This is a genomic window from Altererythrobacter ishigakiensis (assembly GCF_001663155.1).
In the GTDB taxonomy this organism is placed as follows: Bacteria; Pseudomonadota; Alphaproteobacteria; order Sphingomonadales; family Sphingomonadaceae; genus Erythrobacter; species Erythrobacter ishigakiensis.
Genome location: NZ_CP015963.1, coordinates 1,027,718 through 1,044,558, shown reverse-complemented (window position 1 = coordinate 1,044,558; position 16,841 = coordinate 1,027,718). Strand labels below are relative to the sequence as shown.

Annotated in this window: 14 protein-coding genes; 7 read left to right on the top strand and 7 right to left on the bottom strand. The window is 57.9% G+C overall.

Features of this window, described 5'->3' with window-relative positions; all coding sequences use genetic code 11:
- Positions 1–17: 17 nt before the first annotated feature.
- The 7 genes from A6F69_RS04875 to bchF are packed head-to-tail and all read right to left on the bottom strand — an operon-like array spanning position 18 to position 9,981.
- Positions 18–1,400, bottom strand: a complete 1,383-nt coding sequence (locus A6F69_RS04875; RefSeq protein ID WP_342669872.1) for a BCD family MFS transporter — start codon at positions 1,398–1,400, stop codon at positions 18–20.
- Between the two features lie 44 nt (positions 1,401–1,444).
- Positions 1,445–2,146 carry a magnesium protoporphyrin IX methyltransferase gene (bchM, locus tag A6F69_RS04870; protein WP_067598100.1) on the bottom strand — a complete coding sequence of 234 codons (702 nt, stop codon included), beginning with the start codon at positions 2,144–2,146 and terminating at the stop codon, positions 1,445–1,447.
- Positions 2,146–3,045 (bottom strand): ferredoxin:protochlorophyllide reductase (ATP-dependent) iron-sulfur ATP-binding protein, encoded by a 900-nt coding sequence (gene bchL / locus A6F69_RS04865; RefSeq protein WP_067598097.1) that lies wholly within the window; start codon positions 3,043–3,045, stop codon positions 2,146–2,148. Before bchL ends, bchM begins: the two co-directional genes overlap by 1 nt.
- A gap of 10 nt (positions 3,046–3,055) precedes the next feature.
- The gene (locus A6F69_RS04860; protein ID WP_067598094.1) at positions 3,056–6,643 is read right to left on the bottom strand and encodes a magnesium chelatase subunit H; all 3,588 of its coding nucleotides are present in this window, start codon (positions 6,641–6,643) and stop codon (positions 3,056–3,058) included.
- Positions 6,633–8,174: a ferredoxin:protochlorophyllide reductase (ATP-dependent) subunit B gene (bchB, locus tag A6F69_RS04855; protein WP_067598091.1), complete on the bottom strand. Its 1,542-nt coding sequence runs from the start codon at positions 8,172–8,174 to the stop codon at positions 6,633–6,635. Before bchB ends, A6F69_RS04860 begins: the two co-directional genes overlap by 11 nt.
- A 2-nt stretch (positions 8,175–8,176) precedes the next feature.
- A complete protein-coding gene (locus tag A6F69_RS04850) occupies positions 8,177–9,439 on the bottom strand; it encodes a ferredoxin:protochlorophyllide reductase (ATP-dependent) subunit N (protein WP_067602506.1) in 1,263 nt (420 codons plus the stop codon).
- Positions 9,440–9,468: 29 nt separating this feature from the next.
- Positions 9,469–9,981, bottom strand: a complete 513-nt coding sequence (bchF, locus tag A6F69_RS04845; protein ID WP_067598088.1) for a 2-vinyl bacteriochlorophyllide hydratase — start codon at positions 9,979–9,981, stop codon at positions 9,469–9,471.
- A 235-nt stretch (positions 9,982–10,216) separates the two neighbouring features.
- Between bchF and A6F69_RS04840 the strand changes: the two genes are divergently transcribed.
- From A6F69_RS04840 to A6F69_RS04810, 7 genes are all read left to right on the top strand, one after another.
- A complete protein-coding gene (locus tag A6F69_RS04840; RefSeq protein WP_144573735.1) occupies positions 10,217–11,113 on the top strand; it encodes a cobalamin B12-binding domain-containing protein in 897 nt (298 codons plus the stop codon).
- A 13-nt stretch (positions 11,114–11,126) separates the two neighbouring features.
- Positions 11,127–12,548 carry a transcriptional regulator PpsR gene (gene ppsR, locus A6F69_RS04835; protein WP_067602501.1) on the top strand — a complete coding sequence of 474 codons (1,422 nt, stop codon included), beginning with the start codon at positions 11,127–11,129 and terminating at the stop codon, positions 12,546–12,548.
- 66 nt (positions 12,549–12,614) lie between these two features.
- Positions 12,615–13,520 carry a chlorophyll synthase ChlG gene (gene chlG / locus A6F69_RS04830; protein ID WP_067598085.1) on the top strand — a complete coding sequence of 302 codons (906 nt, stop codon included), beginning with the start codon at positions 12,615–12,617 and terminating at the stop codon, positions 13,518–13,520.
- Positions 13,517–14,827: a BCD family MFS transporter gene (locus A6F69_RS04825; protein WP_067598082.1), complete on the top strand. Its 1,311-nt coding sequence runs from the start codon at positions 13,517–13,519 to the stop codon at positions 14,825–14,827. The genes chlG and A6F69_RS04825 overlap by 4 nt, the downstream gene beginning before the upstream one ends.
- Positions 14,824–16,017: a geranylgeranyl diphosphate reductase gene (locus A6F69_RS04820; RefSeq protein WP_067598079.1), complete on the top strand. Its 1,194-nt coding sequence runs from the start codon at positions 14,824–14,826 to the stop codon at positions 16,015–16,017. The genes A6F69_RS04825 and A6F69_RS04820 overlap by 4 nt, the downstream gene beginning before the upstream one ends.
- On the top strand, positions 16,014–16,496 hold the full coding sequence (locus A6F69_RS04815; RefSeq protein WP_067598076.1) for a TspO/MBR family protein: 483 nt from the start codon (positions 16,014–16,016) through the stop codon (positions 16,494–16,496). Before A6F69_RS04820 ends, A6F69_RS04815 begins: the two co-directional genes overlap by 4 nt.
- Positions 16,493–16,777: a hypothetical protein gene (locus A6F69_RS04810; protein ID WP_245638291.1), complete on the top strand. Its 285-nt coding sequence runs from the start codon at positions 16,493–16,495 to the stop codon at positions 16,775–16,777. The genes A6F69_RS04815 and A6F69_RS04810 overlap by 4 nt, the downstream gene beginning before the upstream one ends.
- Positions 16,778–16,841: the final 64 nt, after the last annotated feature.

Sequence of the window (16,841 nt, the reverse complement as noted above, 5' to 3'; positions counted from 1 at the left end):
CTTCCTTTCGCGCGCTGTCAGGTCGGAAACTCTTGCAATCCGAACGAGCCTTTCTGGCCCAGGAACTCCTCCGACCGGCCGCGCCCGACCAGTGGCCCAAGCACAATGATGGTGCCCAGGAGGAGGAGTATCTCGAGAACGTAGACGGTGCCGTACCCGGTTGAACGAACCGCAAGTGTTTCGCCCAAACCGTCTGCCATCGCATACGCTGTGGTGAAGTCACGGATCAGGCCGCCCGCAGCGATACCCAAACCCGCGCAACTGGCCTGGACAGCGCCCCAGGCCCCCAATGCCAAGCCAGCGCCGCCATCACGAGCGAGCGCCATCGAGGCAACAAGAGTGCCGACCGAAAACAAGCCAACACCCAAACCAATCGCCAATGCACCGGTGTAAATAAGAGCAGGCGCGTCCAACGGCGCTGCAAACAAGACCATTGCAAAAGCGGAAATTCCAGCGACCGCACCAAACCCTGCCATGCGCAGCGGGTTTCGGCCCTTGCCAAGCGCACGGGCGGCCAAGGCAAAACCCAACAGTGCGCCAAACGCCCATGCCCCCGTCAGGCTGGTGGTCGCACCCACTGACATGCCAAGTATCTCGCCGCCAAACGGCTCAAGCAGTGCATCCTGCATCGAGAATCCCGCGGTGCCGAGCCCGATTGCAAGCAACAGGCGGCCAGTATCCGGGCGGTCGAGATACTCTCGCCACATCTGCCTGAATGGCGGACGAGGCGTCTCCTTGGAAATTACAGCAGCGCTGCGCCCTTCCTGCTTCCACAGGGCGATCAAATTGAGGACTGCGGTTAGAACTGCAGCACTCTGGATAACTTGGACCAATCGAGTCGGAGTAAAATCACGCAGCATGGCGCCCATCACAAGCGCGGCGAACATCATGCCCACCAGCAGCATGACATAAAGCAGCGCAACAGCGCGCGGGCGCTTGTCAGGCTCAGCCAAATCGGTGGCCAGCGCGAGCCCTGCGGTCTGCGTCATATGGATGCCCGTACCGGTCAGGATAAAGGCAGCGATACTGGCAACGATACCAATCGGGAAAGTGTCAGGCCGGCTAAGCAGCACCAGCGCGAATGGCATGATTGCAAGGCCACCGAATTGCAGCGTGGTGCCGATCCAGATGTATGGCACGCGTTTCCACCCGATGGCTGATCTATGGGTGTCAGACTTGTGCCCCATCAACACGCGCATCGGCGCAATCAGCAACGGCAGCGCGATCAGCAATGCGACAAGCCAGGTCGGTACACCCAGTTCAACAATCATGACGCGGTTGAGTGTTCCGTTAAGCAGGACAGTTGCCATGCCCACACTGACCTGGAACAGCGCCAGCCGAAGCAAGCGCGACAACGGCAGGTCAGCGCTCGCCGCGTCGGCAAAGGGAAGCCAGGTCATCGCTACCCGGCTCCATTTCAGGAAAAGAGGATCGCTTGCTGCCATCAGAGCTTCACCAACTCCATCGCTTGCGAGGTGTAGAAACCGCTGGAGACCCGCTCTGTCCGCCTGGCTTGCCAGCCGGATATACTCGCCAGGCGCTGGCGTAATTCAGCTTCTGCGACAGGGATAATCGCCGGTGATCGGTCAGAGCGCGGGAATATCTTACCGATCTTGTGCATCGCCCCCAGTGCTGCGGTATGCGGGGCAAAGGTAAATACGATGGACCTCCCGCATCGCTCGGACAATTTCGCAAGCGTCGCTACGATATCTTCCGCCGGGTAGTGGATCAGCGAGTCCATCAACACGACGTGCTCGAACTCCCCGAATGCAGGGTCAAGCATGTCACCTGCATGCCAATCGATCCGCCCATGCCCGATGAAGCTTGGTGTGCGCTCACGCGCAATATCGACAAGCCCAGCGGCGACATCGACCCCGGTGACTTCAGCGCCGCGACAGGCTGCTGCGACGCTCAGCGCGCCTGTACCACAGCCAGCATCGAGCACTCGCGTACGACGCAAATCTTCGGGCAGCCAGCTCAAAAGGGTTTCACGCATCCGCTCGCGCCCGGCGCGCACCGTCGCGCGGATCCCGCTGACCTTGGCATCGCTGGTCAGATCAATCCATGCCTTGCGCGCAGTGCGGTCGAAATACTCGGCCAGCTTTTCGCGCTGCGCGTCGTAATTGGTGGGAGCCTGCGTCGCCATCACTCAAACCCCAGAAAATCAAAGATGTCGCGATCTTTCATCGGGTCCGCTTCCAATGGATCAACCCCGTCCCACAGCATCTGTGCCAGCCGAAGATACTCTGCCTGCGCTTCGGCAACGCCTTCGTCACTCTCGTCCATTTCAAACAGCGTGCATTTCTTGAGGCGAGAGCGTCGGATCGCATCGACGTCGCGGAAATGGGCCAGCCGCTTAAGGCCGGTCGCATCAGCGAAGCGATCGATCTCGTCGGTTTCACGGCTGCGATTGGCAATAACGCCTGCCAGCCGCACGTCGTAATTCTTGGATTTGGCTTTGATCGCGGCCGCGATCCGGTTCATTGCAAAAATACTGTCGAAGTCATTCGCGGCAACAACCAGCGCGCGTTCGGCATGCTGTAGCGGGGCCGCAAAACCGCCGCACACAACGTCTCCCAAGACATCGAAGATCACAACATCGGTATCTTCGAGCAGATGGTGCTGCTTGAGCAGTTTGACCGTCTGACCAACCACATAGCCGCCGCATCCTGTACCTGCGGGTGGGCCGCCGGCCTCAACGCACATTACGCCGTTATAGCCTTCGAACATGTAATCCTCAGGGCGCAACTCTTCGGCGTGAAACTCGACCGTCTCAAGCACGTCTATTACTGTCGGCATCAGCTTCTTTGTCAGCGTAAAGGTGCTGTCGTGTTTGGGATCGCAGCCGATCTGCAGTACGCGGTGACCCAGCTTCGAGAATGCAGCGGAAAGGTTCGACGAGGTTGTCGATTTCCCAATCCCACCCTTGCCGTAGACTGCAAAGACCTTGGCCCCCTTGATCTCGTCGCGCGGATCGAGTTGCACCTGTACCGAGCCTTCACCATCGGGTGGGCTGAACGAGGATTTTGGGTCGAGAAGGTTCATGTCATAATCCTCATTCAGCCGGGATCACGCCTTCAAGGCGGTCCTCAAGATCGTTACTGGCTTCGTGCAGCGCTTCGAGTGTTTCTTCATCGGGCTCCCACAAACGCCGCTCACAGGCTTCGATCAGCCTGTTGGCAACGCGCGCGGAGCTCTTCGGATTGAGTTTGGAAAGACGCTCCCGCATCTCCTTGTCGAGCACGAAGGTCTCGCTGATTTTCTGGTAGACCCAAGGCTCAACTTCGCCGGTCGTAGCAGACCAGCCCATGGTGTTGGTGACATGGCCCTCGATGTGCCGCACGCCTTCGTAGCCATGCTTCAGCATGCCTTCGAACCACTTGGGATTGAGCGTCCGGGTCTGCGTTTCATGCCCGATCTGTTCAGACAAGGTGCGCACCTTCGTGCGGCCTTGCGTCGCATCGACGATGTAAACCGGCGCTTCGCTACCGCGCGCACGCGTTATAGACCGATTGATACCGCCCAGCCCGTCAAAGTACTGGTCAAGGTCGGTGATGCCGACTTCGACGCTCTCGAGATTCTGGTATGACAGCTCGACGTCCGCCAGCGCGCTGCGCAGCAATGCACGGCGTGCGACAGGCTGCCCTTTGACCCCGTAAGCAAAGCCCTTTTGCGTCTCGAAAGCATTGGCCAGCTCGTCCGGATCGGCCCAGACGCCGCCGTCAATCATCTGGTTAACGTTGGCGCCATAGGCACCTTCGGCATTGGAGAAGACACGCAAGCTGGCGGTTTCAAAATCACATTGGTGCGCGGCCTGATGTGCCAGGCTGTGTTTACGCACGAAATTCATCTCAAGCGGTTCTTCAGCTTGCGCGGCCAGCAGGGCGGCTTCGGCCAGCATCCGGGTTTGCAGGGGAAGCAGGTCGCGGAAGATGCCTGACAATGTCATTACCACGTCGATGCGCGGGCGACCCAGTTCTTCGAGCGGGATGAGCTCAGCTCCAGCCAACCTGCCATAGCCGTCCATCCGTGGCCGCGCGCCGATCAGACGAAGCGCCTGCCCTATCTGCACGCCTTCACTCTTGAGATTGTCCGCGCCCCACAACACCATTGCGAGACTCTGCGGGAAAGCCCCGCCTCTGCTGGCATGACGCGCGAGCAGTTCTTCTGCCTGCGTGGCGCCCAGTTCGCACGCAAATCGACTGGGAATGCGGAATGGGTCAAACCCGTGAATATTGCGCCCGGTCGGCAAAACCTCGGGGTTGGTGAGGATATCACCGCCGGGCGCTGGTAAAACATATCCGGCATCCAATGCATGGATAAGTCCACCAATCTCGTCACACGCTTTAAGGCGCGTGGTAAATTCCTGTGTATCGGCCTCAGAATCGAATTCTGTCAGCGAAGCTTCCCAATCGCCTATTTCCGTATCGGTCGGCAGCTGACCCAAGACATGCAGGCCGTTGGGAATGAGAGCAGTCTCAAGCTCATAGAGTGCTTCAGCCATCTGTTCAGGTGCAACGTGGCTGATACCGATATCTTCCGCCTGCTCCGCCAGCAGGGCTTCCAGTTTTTTACGTTCCTCGCCGGCTTCCATACCGCGCCAGCGTTCAAGGCTGGCCTTCAGTTCGCCAAGGCCTTTGTGCAGTCCAGCTTGAGAGAGAGGCGGCGTTAGATAGCTGATCAATGTCGCGCCAGAGCGGCGCTTCGCCACAATCCCCTCTGAAGGGTTATTGGCCGCATAAAGATAGAAGTTTGGCAGATCGCCTATGAGGCGTTCCGGCCAGCAATCGCCCGACATTCCAGATTGCTTGCCAGGCATGAATTCCAGCGCGCCGTGTGTGCCGAAATGCAGTACGGCATGCGCACCGAAATCTTCACGGATCCAACGATAGAAGGCAGCAAATGCATGTGTCGGTGTGAATGTGCCATCGAATAGCAGCCGCACCGGATCGCCCTCGTACCCAAAGGCTGGCTGAATCCCGACGAATATATTGCCAAAATGCGCGCCCAGCACCTGAATACCCGATCCGTCTGCCTGCTGCTTGCCAGGTGCGGGTCCCCATTGGGCCTCAATTTCGGCGAGGTGCGGCTCCGTGCGAACATAGTCGTCCACATTGATCCTGCCGGCTACGTTGGCATCGCTGCCAAAACGTTCTGAATTTCCATTGATGATGGCCTCGCGCAGCGCCTCAACGCTTTCCGGCACATCAACCGAGTAACCTTCAGCCGCCAGCCGTTTCAGCGTCGCATGCACTGATTCGAATACCGCCAGAAAAGCCGCTGTGCCGGTCGCCCCCGCATTAGGTGGGAAGTTGAAAAGCACCATCGCAAGTTTGCGCTCTGCACGCTGCGAGCGACGCAATCCAATCAGCTTCACGACCTTCGCGGCCAGCGCTTCGGCGCGCTCCGGACAGCCTTGCATCGCGCGCAAACCGTTGCTTTCCGGCAGTTGGCACTTGCGATCACAACCGTCGCAAACCTCTGCACCTTTGCCTGACCGACCGCCATAGATGCTCGGCGTTATCGCGCCATCAAGTTCGGGGATCGAGACCATCATGGTGGTCTCAAGCGGCAACAATCCTTGATGTCGCCCGCGCCATTCCTCCACGCTCTGGAATTCCAGAGCGTGCGCAGCGATGTAAGGAATGTCGAGGCTGGCAAGAACGTCAACCGCACCCTCAGCATCATTGTAGGCGGGTCCACCTACCAGCGAAAAGCCGGTCAGATTGACGATCGCATCAACGGTTGGTTTGCCGCTGCGATCAACGAAGAATTTCTCGATTGCCGGACGCGCATCAAGCCCGCTTGCAAAGACCGGAACAACCTTGAGTCCAGCCGCTTCGAACGCATCGATTGCGGCATCATAATGGCCCGCATCCCGGCCCAACAGATAGGATCGCAATAGCAGCAATCCGACTGTTCCATGCTCACCCTTCTTACGCGGCAGCAATCGCAGACTTTCAGATATGCGTTGCTTGGTCCGCGGGTGATAGACACCGACTTCCGGGTACTCGATCGGCGCATCGACTTCCATCATGCCGCGACGTGTCAGTCGGTCACCAGAAGCATATCGCCCGATCAGATTGCGCACCATGGCCACAACATTCTCGTCCGATCCTGCCAGCCAGAATTGAAGGGTGAGGAAGTAAGCGCGCACATCTTGCGCGGTGCCTGGAATGAAGCGCAGGATTTTGGGCAGGCGACGCAGCATCTTCATCTGCCCGGCACCAGAGCTTGCCCCTGCCTTCCTTGAGCCGCGAAGCTTCTTCAGCAGTGCCATCATGCCCTTGGCAGGCTTGTTCATGTCATAGCCGCCCATACGGGTCAGCTTCACCACTTCGCCTGCAGACATGAGGCCTAATATTGCGTCACATTGATCGCGGCGGGCTTCTAGCGCCGGCAGAATCATGCGGATGTGATCATCAAGGAACAGCATCGTAGCTATGATGATGTCGGCCTGCCCGATCGCGTCCAGAGTCCGGTCGTATGCTCCGTCTTCTCGCTCCCAATCGGACGCTGCATGAAGGCTGACCGCTATATTGTCCTGCGAAAGCTCAATGTTCGCACGTTCAACCGCCCCTTTCAGGTGATTGTCCAGCGTCACAATCGCGACGCGCACCGGAGGCCGTCCCCTACCGTGCATAATGCGCCTTCGCGTCGTAGAGCGTCTCAAGGTCAATCTCAGCCAGTCCTTGCTGCACTGCGAAGGCCTCCGTGTTGCGGCGTGCCTTGCCGCGTACAAAGAATGGTATCTTCTTCAGCTCCCGCTCGGCCTCTTCCGTCCAGTGCGCCTCAGCGGCTCCGACCGGGCCATCGGCAGGAGCAACTGCCGTAACTTGAACCTTGGGTGCATGCGCGGCGTGATGCGATGGCCCCGCTTCATCAGAAAACTCGAAATCCTCACGGAACATGGTGAGCAAATGCTCTTCCAGACCCATCACCAGCGGATGGACCCAGGTGTCGAAGATCACATTCGCCCCCTCGAACCCCATTTGCGGGGAATGGCGTGCGGGGAAATCCTGCACATGCACAGGAGCGCTGATCACGGCACACGGCATACCCAGCCGCTTGGCAATGTGACGCTCCATCTGTGTGCCAAGCACCAACTCCGGTGCAGCGGTTTCAATGGCTTCTTCAACCGCCAGATGATCGTCCGTGACCAACGGTTCTACACCGTATTTTTTTGCAGCCTCGCGAACTTCGCGCGCGAATTCGCGGTTGTAACAACCCAGACCACAGACTTCGAAACCCAGCTCCTCGCTGGCGATCCGGGCAGCCGCCACAGCGTGTGTTGCATCACCAAAGATGAAGACGCGTTTGCCTGTCAGATATGTCGAGTCGACCGATCTGCTCCACCATGGCATGCGCGAATTGGTGTCAGCCAGCAGTGGCCCCGGATTAACCTCTGCAATGGTTGCGATGTCCATGATGAATTCGCGCGTCGCGCCGACGCCGATCGGCACAGTGCGTATTGTCGGCTGCTTGAATGTCCGCTCCAACCAGCGCGCTGCTTCATCACCAATCTCGGGATAGAGCACGATGTTGAAATCCGCACGACCGATTTGTGTAATGTCGGCCGGTGTAGCGCCCATGGGCGCAACTAGGTTCACCTCGACATCCAGCGCCTCAAGGATCTTACGGACCTCGACAACATCATCGCGGTGGCGAAAGCCGAGAGCTGTAGGCCCAAGGATATTTGCAAGCTTGCGCTCATGCCCGCGCGGGCGAACGCTCTGATCGGCGAGCTTGCGCACAATCTGGTAGAAACTTTCAGCTGCGCCCCAGTTTTCCTTGCGCTGATAGCTAGGCAGTTCGAGTGGAATAACCGGGCAATCGAGCCGCATGGCGTCGGCCAATCCGGCTGGATCATCCTGAATCAGCTCTGCGGTGCAAGACGCACCAACCATCAGCGCCTGCGGCTTGAACCGCTCCAGCGCGTCGCGTGCCGCCTGCTGGAAGAGTTCCGCTGTATCCTTGCCCAGATCGCGCGCCTGAAATGTCGTGTAGGTGACGGGCGGGCGCTTGCCCCGCCGCTCTATCATGGTGAACAGCAGATCAGCGTAGGTATCGCCCTGCGGCGCATGCAGCAGGTAATGCATGTCCTTCATGCCAGTCGCCACGCGCATCGCACCGACATGCGGTGGTCCTTCATATGTCCAGACGGCCAGCTGCATCGCTATACCTCCAGCACATCACGCCGCCGAAGCGGTCGCGCAAAGAGTTCAGCAAGATCGGCCGCCTGATCAAAACCATGGATTGGCGAGAAGACGAGTTCGATTGCCCACTTGGTGGAGAGGCCTTCGCTTTCCAGAGGATTGGCAAGGCCCAGCCCGCAAACAGTCAGATCGGGCTTTTCAGCACGTACCCGATCAAGCTGCTTGTCGACATCCTGTCCCTCGCTGAGCCGGACAGTTTCCGGCAAGGCGATCAATTCGTCAGCGAGATGGGTTTTATGCAGATAAGGCGTGCCGATTTCTAACGGCTGCATTCCGCATTCATTGGAAAGAAAACGCGCCAGCGGAACTTCCAGCTGCGAGTCAGGCATGAAGAATATGCGCTTGCCATCGAGGCGTTCTTTCAATGAGGCAAGCGCGCGCTTCGCCCGTTCCCGTCCGGGCGCGATCACGCGATTGAAATGCATTTCATCAATTCCGAACGCGTCAGCTGCCGCTTTTAGCCAAGCGGTGGTTCCTTCCGCGCCAAAGGGGAACAAAGCCGGCAAATGCACAGCGCCGCGACGTTCCAACTCAAGCCCGGTTTCGCCAAGAAACGGCTGCGCCAGCAGGAACCGGGTATTGGTGCCCACTGCCGGTAATTCGCTTGACTTTCGTGCGGGAAGAACGCCCACACGCTCAATACCCAGATCCGCAAACAGGCGCAGGAACTGATCCTCAACAATGTCGGGAAGCGATCCGACCAGCAACAACTCCGGAGCAGCATCCGGAGCTGCTGCTGGCATCTCTGGAACGAGCGAAGCAAGACACGCGTCCTCGCCTTGTGTGAAAGTTGTTTCGATCCCGCTGCCCGAATAATTCAGGATACGCACATCACCTGCGTGTCGCGCGCCCAGCTTTTCGGCGGCCTTGGCAAGATCGAGTTTGATGACTTCGGAGGGGCAGGACCCCACGAGAAAGAGCGTCTTGATTTCTGGTCGGCGAGAAAGCAACCGCTCAACCACCCGTTCCAGCTCTTCATGGCAATCCGCCATCCCGGCCAGATCGCGCTCTTCTATGATAGCCGTCGCAAAGCGCGGTTCCGCGAAAATCATTACGCCCGCCGCAGACTGCAGCAAATGCGCGCAAGTCCTTGAGCCAACGACCAGGAAGAACGCGTCCTGCATCTTCCTATGTAGCCATATGATACCTGTGAGGCCGCAGAAGACTTCGCGCTGACCCCGCTGCCGGAGTATAGGTTCACGCTGCGAAGATACGCATTCGATGGACTTTAGCCCGGCAGGTGCGGAACCCGTCACCCGGTCACCGCCAGATCCTGGCTTGCCTGCAAACGCGCAGCGCGTAGCTTCAACAGGAATTGCGCGGCGTTAATCACATAGGCTGCATAAGCGGCCAACGCGATCAGCATCCGCTCCCGCGTGCTGCCTATGCCGCCAAACAGCATGATCAGATATGCGGTGTGCAGTGCCAACACCAGCATTGAGAAGACATCTTCCCAGAAGAATGGTCTTGCAAACAGCCATTTGCCGAACACGACCTTTTCCCAGATCGAGCCTGTTACCATTATGGTGTAAAGAATGAGCGTTTTGAAGACGATCGAGGCATCGGCGGACACCTCGCCTGAGCCGGTCATCAGATAACGCGAAACAAGTACGAGACTGATCGCAAACACCAAGAACTGGACTGGCGCCAAGATGCCTTGGACGACAGTCCAATATGTTTCATCACGACGCTTGCGCTCTTCCGGTGTGTAGAGCGCACTCCCCTGATACCCGTTTCCGCCAAATGCTGCTGCGGTATGGGGCATTCTTGTATCCCCTCGGTTTTGCAGAGCCTTTGCGACTCCACTTGATCCTGAGGAGGAGCGTACGCCTTGACACCCCCAAGTGTCAATCTGCCTTGACGACAGGCAAAGTTGACAACTGCATTTGCTAAAGGCCTCCGATAGGCGTACTCCTTATGAATCCAAGCGACTCGAAGATTGCAGCCGAGTAAGCTTGGGCGGCGCGAAATGCGCCACATGCAGACTGAGGGGGTCTGATATGACTAGTAAATCTGGCGCTGGCAGAACGGTTTCAAAAAGTGCGGGCAGCGACGTGTCGCCTGCGCGCAAAACGGCTGGAGCTACCAGCCGTTCAAAAGCGGGCAATGACAACGCGCAAAGCCCGATTAATAGCCTGATTCAAAAGGAAGTTATTCCTCGCCTGTTGATGTCTCATTCGATTGACGGCGCACGCACCGATTTCTTTCAGGGTCGCCGGGCCAAAGAAGCAGAGGCGAAGAAATTTGCTGAGCTCCCCCTTACGAATGAAGCGGATTTCATGCTGGCGGAAGTGGAAAGACTCAGGCGGGCGGGTGTCAGCACCGAGAGCATTTTCGTTGATTTGCTGGCCGCCTCTGCACGGCGATTGGGCCAGATGTGGGAAGATGACGAGTGTGATTTCGTAGAAGTCACGCTTGGCATTTGGCGCCTGCAGGAGGTTATGCGGGACTGCGCCTTGCGTTCCATTGCAGAATCCGAATCGAAAGGTGCCCCAAGTTCGGCGCTATTTACACCCATGCCTGGTGACCAGCACAATTTCGGCGCCTTGATGCTTGAGGAGGTCTTTGCGAATGCAGGCTGGCAAACTGAGGTGTTGCTTGAGCCCAATCGGCACGAACTGCTGCATCTGCTTGCCGAACGAATCTTTCATGTCGTTGGATTGACCATCAGCTGTGATTACCCTAGCCAAAAAATCTCTGAACTGATCACGGCAATAAGAAGTGTTTCAAAGAATCCTGAAGTTCATGTCCTCATCGGCGGTCGGTTCGTAAATGGGGACAAGACCATCGCAGTCAAAACCGGAGCAGACGGGACCGCGCCAAACGCACGATCCGCACTCGCTCTCGCCAACAGCCTTGTCGCGCAAACGGAGCTCGCCGGCACGCCTGTCACTTGAATTGGAGAAGCGCATGCCCCCCAAGAAGCGCAGTATCGCGGAGCACAAAAGCTTCACCGATACGGCTTCGCTTTTTGGATCTATAGAGGCGGATAGCGCGGCTGCGCTTGCCATGAGCGCGGGCGATCTGGTTCTGGTGCTGGATGCGGATGGCAAGGTCATCGATGGGTCGGCCGATCTTCAGGCCATTCCCGAGGTCCCCGGTTGGGTCAGCAAGAACTGGCGTGATATCGTCACTCCTGAAAGCCAGAACAAGATCGATGCGATGCTGGAAGCGGCCAGATCTGGCGACGCCATGCATCCGCGGCAGGTTAATCTGATCGGACCTAACGGAGATATTCCGGTCAGCTTTGTCCTGGTTGATCTTGGTGGCGGTAAAGGCCACTTGGCGATCGGGCGCGATCTGAGAGAAGCCGCGGCGCTTCAGCAGCGTTTATTGCAGGCCCAGCAATCGCTTGAGCGCGACTATTTACGACTTCGGCAGCTTGAGACTCGCTATCGCTTGCTGTTCGACATGTCCGGTGAGCCGGTCTTGATCATTGATCACGAAAACCGGCGCATCGTCGAAGCGAATCCCGCCGCGCACGCAATCCTCAATGCAAAGCCCGGGACACTTGTTGGCGCCAAGTTCCTGTCCCTGTTCCATCGAGGTGCCCGCGAGGATCTGATCGGCTTTTTAGGCGGGGCGATCTCTGCGAGCAAAGTTTCGCCGTTGAATGTTCGGCTTGCAGATGACGAGGAGGAGCTCTGGCTTACGGCCAATGGCTTCCGACAGCGCGGCAAGCTGTATGCCTTGGTCCGTCTGGATGCGGGTGAAATTCCGACAAGCGATGAGACGAGCGCGACACTTGGCATCGTAGAGAGCATGCCAGATGCATTCGTGTTGACTGATGAAGACTGGTCGATCGTTACCGCAAATATTGCATTTGCGGAGATGATAGGCGCCGCCAGCATCGATCAAGTGCGTGGGAGAAGGCTAGGGGAATTTGTCGGTCGGCCAGGAATTGACCTCGAACTGATCCAGAATCAGCTGGTAAAGCAGGGGTTTGCCCGAAATGTCAGCAGCGTGATCGGCGCCGGCGAGGGGTCTGAAGGCGAACCTATCGAACTTTCCGCTGTAGTTACCGGTGAGGACAATGCGCACTATGGATTGGTCATCCGCCCAACTGCGCGGCGTTTGCGCGATCTGCCGCCTACGCCGCGTGACATGCCGCGCTCGGTCGAGCAGTTGACAGAACTCGTTGGTCGGATGTCGCTGAAGGATATCGTTCGCGAGAGTACAGACCTGATTGAGCGTCTCTGTATCGAAGCCGCTCTCGCTCATACCTCTGACAATCGTGCATCAGCCGCTGAGATATTGGGACTGAGCCGTCAGAGCCTCTACTCCAAGCTGCACCGGTATAATCTTGGGAATTTGGTTTCAGAGCCAGACTGACGTTCTGGACACAAGAAAGTGTCAAAATAAATTGACGGTTAGGGGTGTCAGGCATAGCCTGCACAAATGGCCGAGTCCGCCGCCTCGACAACACATATGCCGATTCCGGCCCTGCGCGATATTGTCGAGCTTCTCAAACCGATCACCTGGTTCCCGCCGATGTGGGCATTTATGTGTGGCGTTGTCTCATCAGGGGCAACAGTGGATGGTCGCTGGCTGTTTCTGATCGCAGGGATCGCGCTTACCGGGCCTCTGGTTTGCGGAACCAGCCAAGCGGTGAATGACTGGTTCGACCGGCATGTCGACGCCATAAATGAGCCGCACCGCCCAATCCCGTCCGGACGTATCGCTGGGAATTGGGGGCTCAGAATCGCAATTCTGTGGACACTGGTTTCATTGCTGGTGGCATGGGCCACAGGGCCATGGGTCTTGGCCGCGACCATCTTTGGCCTCGCTTGTGCCTGGGGATATAGCGCCCCGCCCTTCCGCTTCAAAAGCAGCGGTTGGACAGGTCCGGCGGTTGTGGGTCTCACCTACGAAGGTCTTGCGTGGTTTACTGGAGCAGCCGTCATGCTGGGGTCTTTGCCACCCACAGATGTGCTGATTGTCCTGGGGCTCTACAGTCTTGGCGCGCATGGAATTATGACTTTGAATGACTTCAAGGCAGTTGAAGGAGATGCCGCGACCGGACTGCGTTCGCTACCAGTCACGCTGGGAGTAGATCGGGCAGCAAAGTTCGCTTGCGCTACCATGACCTTGCCGCAGATTGCGGTCATCTGGCTCCTTATCAGTCGCGATATGATCTGGTCCGCTGCGATTGTCAGTGTCGTCTTGCTCGCCCAAATCGCGCTGATGCCGCGGCTGATCAGCGATCCGAAACGCCACGCGCCTTGGTACAGCGCCACCGGTGTTACGCTCTACGTATCAGGCATGTTGGCAGCGGCATTGGGACTGGGGGGATACCTTGTATGAGCAAGGGGTTTAGTTGGTTCGCAATTGTCCGGCTGGGTGCCGTGCAGGCATCGATCGGCGCGATCGTTATGCTCGCTACGTCATTGCTTAACCGTGTCATGGTGGTCGAATACGGCCTTGTCGCCGCGATCCCTGCCGGACTCGTGGCTTGGCATTATGCCGTCCAGCTATCGCGTCCAATATGGGGCCACGGCTCTGACAAAGGCAGGGAGCGAACACCGTGGATCATCGGCGGGATGGCAGTGCTCGCGCTGGGCGCATTGATGGCGGTCAATGCAACCGTGATGATAGCGGGATCGCCCATCTGGAGTGGGATTCTCGCGGTGATCGCTTTCACAATGATCGGTATCGGCGTTGGCGCATCCGGTACAACATTACTGGCCTTGCTGGCATCCGGTGTGGCGCGCGAGCGCCGCGCAGCTGCAGCTGCGGTGACATGGATCATGATGGTGGCGGGGATCGTTGTCTCCGCTGCAACAGCTGGCGCATTGCTCGACCCGTTCAGCGAGCAAAGGCTCGCGCTTGTCTCTGGTGGCGTAATCTTGTTCGCATTGATCCTTACAATCGTTGCGACCTACCGGCTTGAGCGTCAGGCGCTGGTAGAGGCACCTGAAACCCGCAGTGCTCCTGCGCCCAGCTTCCGTGAAGCGATCGACGAAATCTTGCATGAGCAAGCCGCGCGGCGTTTTACACTTTTTATCTTCGTCTCGATGCTGGCTTACAGCATGCAAGACCTGATCCTGGAGCCTTTTGCCGGGCTCGTTTTCGAAATGACGCCCGGACAATCAACCTCGCTCGCAGGTATTCAGCATGGCGGTGTCTTGGCCGGAATGATCGCTGCCGGAGTTGGCGGCAGCGCTTTCAAAGGCCGAATGCCTGTGGAGCTCCGCACCTGGATCGTAACAGGATGCATTGGCTCAGCCCTGGCTTTGGTTGGCTTGGCTCTCGGCGCTGTGAGCGGACCGGGATGGCCATTACAGGCCAATGTCTTCGCACTTGGATTCTGCAATGGCGCATTCGCAGTCGCGGCCATCGGCGCGATGATGGGGCTTGCCGGGTCAGGCGAGCGCACCCGCGAAGGTGTGCGCATGGGAGTATGGGGGGCATCACAAGCCATCGCATTCGGCATGGGCGGGTTGCTTGGCGCACTGGGCGTCGACTTCGCGCGCCGGTCTGGCGGTAATGATGCGGCCGCGTTCCAGCTTATCTTCGCAATCGAAGCTGCAGCATTCGTGCTCGCCGCCATTCTCGCTTTACGAGCGACCAAGCGAAGTGCGGGCTTTCAGGGGGAGGTAGCCAGAACATGAGCGAGACAATGTATGATGTCGTAGTCGTCGGCGGTGGGCCGGCAGGCGCGACTGCCGCAAGCACACTTGCCAAGGAAGGCCGCAACGTCCTGTTACTTGATCGCGATGGAAGGATCAAACCATGTGGTGGCGCGGTACCGCCTCGCATGCTTGAGGACTTCGACATACCGCAATCGCTGTTGGTCGCCAAAGCCCGCTCTGCGCGAATGATCGCACCTTCAGGGCGCAAAGTGGACATGCCGGTTGGAGAGATTGGTTATGTGGGCATGGTCGATCGCGATGTTTTCGACGAGTGGCTGCGTGAACGCGCCGCGAGCGACGGGGCGGAGAGGCGAACGGGTATTTTCGAGTCCGTTGAGCGCGATGGTGCAGGCACGCACGTCTGCTATCGCGCGCGACGAGGTGCAGAGCTTCAAAAGGTCCGGACAAAGCTGGTCATTGGTGCAGATGGCGCACGATCAAAGGTTGCCCGACAAAACATCAAAGACGCAGAAAAGATGAAATGCGTCTTTGCCTATCACGAGGTTATCGAGAGCCCGCCGGCTAATGATTTGGGGTTTGATCCGGCACGCTGCGACGTCTTCTATCAAGGCAAACTATCGCCTGATTTCTATGCCTGGATATTCCCGCACGGGCACACTTCCAGCATCGGGTTAGGCAGTGCGAACAAGGGCTTTCCACTGCGCGAAACCGTTTCGGACATGCGTGACGAGCTGGGTCTTGATGCATGTAAAACCGTTCGCAAGGAAGGTGCGCCGATACCCTTGAAGCCCCTTAAGCGCTGGGACAATGGCCGCGATGTATTGGTTGCTGGCGATGCAGCTGGCGTCGTCGCGCCAGCTTCGGGTGAAGGCATCTACTATGCAATGACATGTGGGCGGATTGCGGCTGAGGCCGCGAATGAATTCGTGCTGAGCGGTCAGCCTGCGGCTCTGAGACAGGCGAGAAAGCGCTTCATGAAAGAGCATGGGCGCGTGTTCTGGATTCTGGGGATGATGCAGTATTTCTGGTATTCAAGCGACAAGCGGCGTGAGCGTTTTGTGGACATGTGCGACGACATGGACGTCCAGCAACTCACCTGGCAGGCCTATATGAACAAGCGGCTGGTACGGGCAAAGCCGCTTGCGCATATAAAAATTTTCCTGAAGGATACCGCCCATCTGTTGGGACTGAGGCCGGTCACTGAATGAGCAAGAACTGGGTTATTCCATTTGTCGTTGCCGCAATTGCGGCGATGGGTGTCGCATTCCTTGGCGCAACTATCACCGATCTGGGCCCGTGGTATCAATCGCTCGAAAAACCGGGCTGGAACCCTCCAGACGTTGTGTTTCCGATTGCCTGGACCACGATATTTGCTCTCGCCTGCGCCTCCGCCGTAACTGCTTGGGAGAAAGCCGCCACTCCTGCGCAACGGGATTGGGTTATCAGCCTGTTTGCATTGAACGCCTTCCTCAATATTTTGTGGAGCCTGCTGTTCTTCCGTTTGCAGCGCCCCGATCTTGCCTTCGCCGAGCTGCTATTGCTTTGGCTTTCGATCCTGTTGCTGGTCGTCTTCTGCTCACGGATCTCCAAACTTTCAGGCTTGCTGCTGGTGCCCTATCTCATTTGGGTCAGCGTGGCTGGCGCGCTCAATTGGCAAGTGATCGAGCTTAACGGCCCCTTCGGGTGAGCAATCTCGAACAACTGATGGAGAGCTTCGTCAGCAGCGGTCTGGCAGTCGATGTCGTACTTTGTGTGTTGGCGATCGAACTGGTCATCCTATGTCGTAACGGATGGAAGTTCTATGACGCCTTGGTGCTGCTGTTACCTGCAGCCTTTATATTGATTGCGGTGCGCGCTGCCATTCTTGATACACATTGGATATGGATCGTAGCGCCGCTGGCTCTGGCCTTCCCTGCACACCTTGCAGACCTTAGACGCCGTAAAAAAATTGAGCGCGACCCCCGATAGGCCACGCTCAATCACTTCCGTCCATATTTGCGTCCGGCAGACCCGAAAAGCCCGGTCTGCGGAA

Bases quoted from the DNA above. Each gene is read 5' to 3' on its own strand.
- A6F69_RS04875 (WP_342669872.1), bottom strand. From the start codon at position 1,400: ATGACCTGGCTTCCCTTTGCCGACGCGGCGAGCGCTGACCTGCCGTTG.
- bchM (WP_067598100.1), bottom strand. From the start codon at position 2,146: ATGGCGACGCAGGCTCCCACCAATTACGACGCGCAGCGCGAAAAGCTG.
- bchL (WP_067598097.1), bottom strand. From the start codon at position 3,045: ATGAACCTTCTCGACCCAAAATCCTCGTTCAGCCCACCCGATGGTGAA.
- A6F69_RS04860 (WP_067598094.1), bottom strand. From the start codon at position 6,643: ATGCACGGTAGGGGACGGCCTCCGGTGCGCGTCGCGATTGTGACGCTG.
- bchB (WP_067598091.1), bottom strand. From the start codon at position 8,174: ATGCAGCTGGCCGTCTGGACATATGAAGGACCACCGCATGTCGGTGCG.
- bchF (WP_067598088.1), bottom strand. From the start codon at position 9,981: ATGCCCCATACCGCAGCAGCATTTGGCGGAAACGGGTATCAGGGGAGT.
- A6F69_RS04840 (WP_144573735.1), top strand. From the start codon at position 10,217: ATGACTAGTAAATCTGGCGCTGGCAGAACGGTTTCAAAAAGTGCGGGC.
- ppsR (WP_067602501.1), top strand. From the start codon at position 11,127: ATGCCCCCCAAGAAGCGCAGTATCGCGGAGCACAAAAGCTTCACCGAT.
- chlG (WP_067598085.1), top strand. From the start codon at position 12,615: ATGGCCGAGTCCGCCGCCTCGACAACACATATGCCGATTCCGGCCCTG.
- A6F69_RS04825 (WP_067598082.1), top strand. From the start codon at position 13,517: ATGAGCAAGGGGTTTAGTTGGTTCGCAATTGTCCGGCTGGGTGCCGTG.
- A6F69_RS04820 (WP_067598079.1), top strand. From the start codon at position 14,824: ATGAGCGAGACAATGTATGATGTCGTAGTCGTCGGCGGTGGGCCGGCA.
- A6F69_RS04815 (WP_067598076.1), top strand. From the start codon at position 16,014: ATGAGCAAGAACTGGGTTATTCCATTTGTCGTTGCCGCAATTGCGGCG.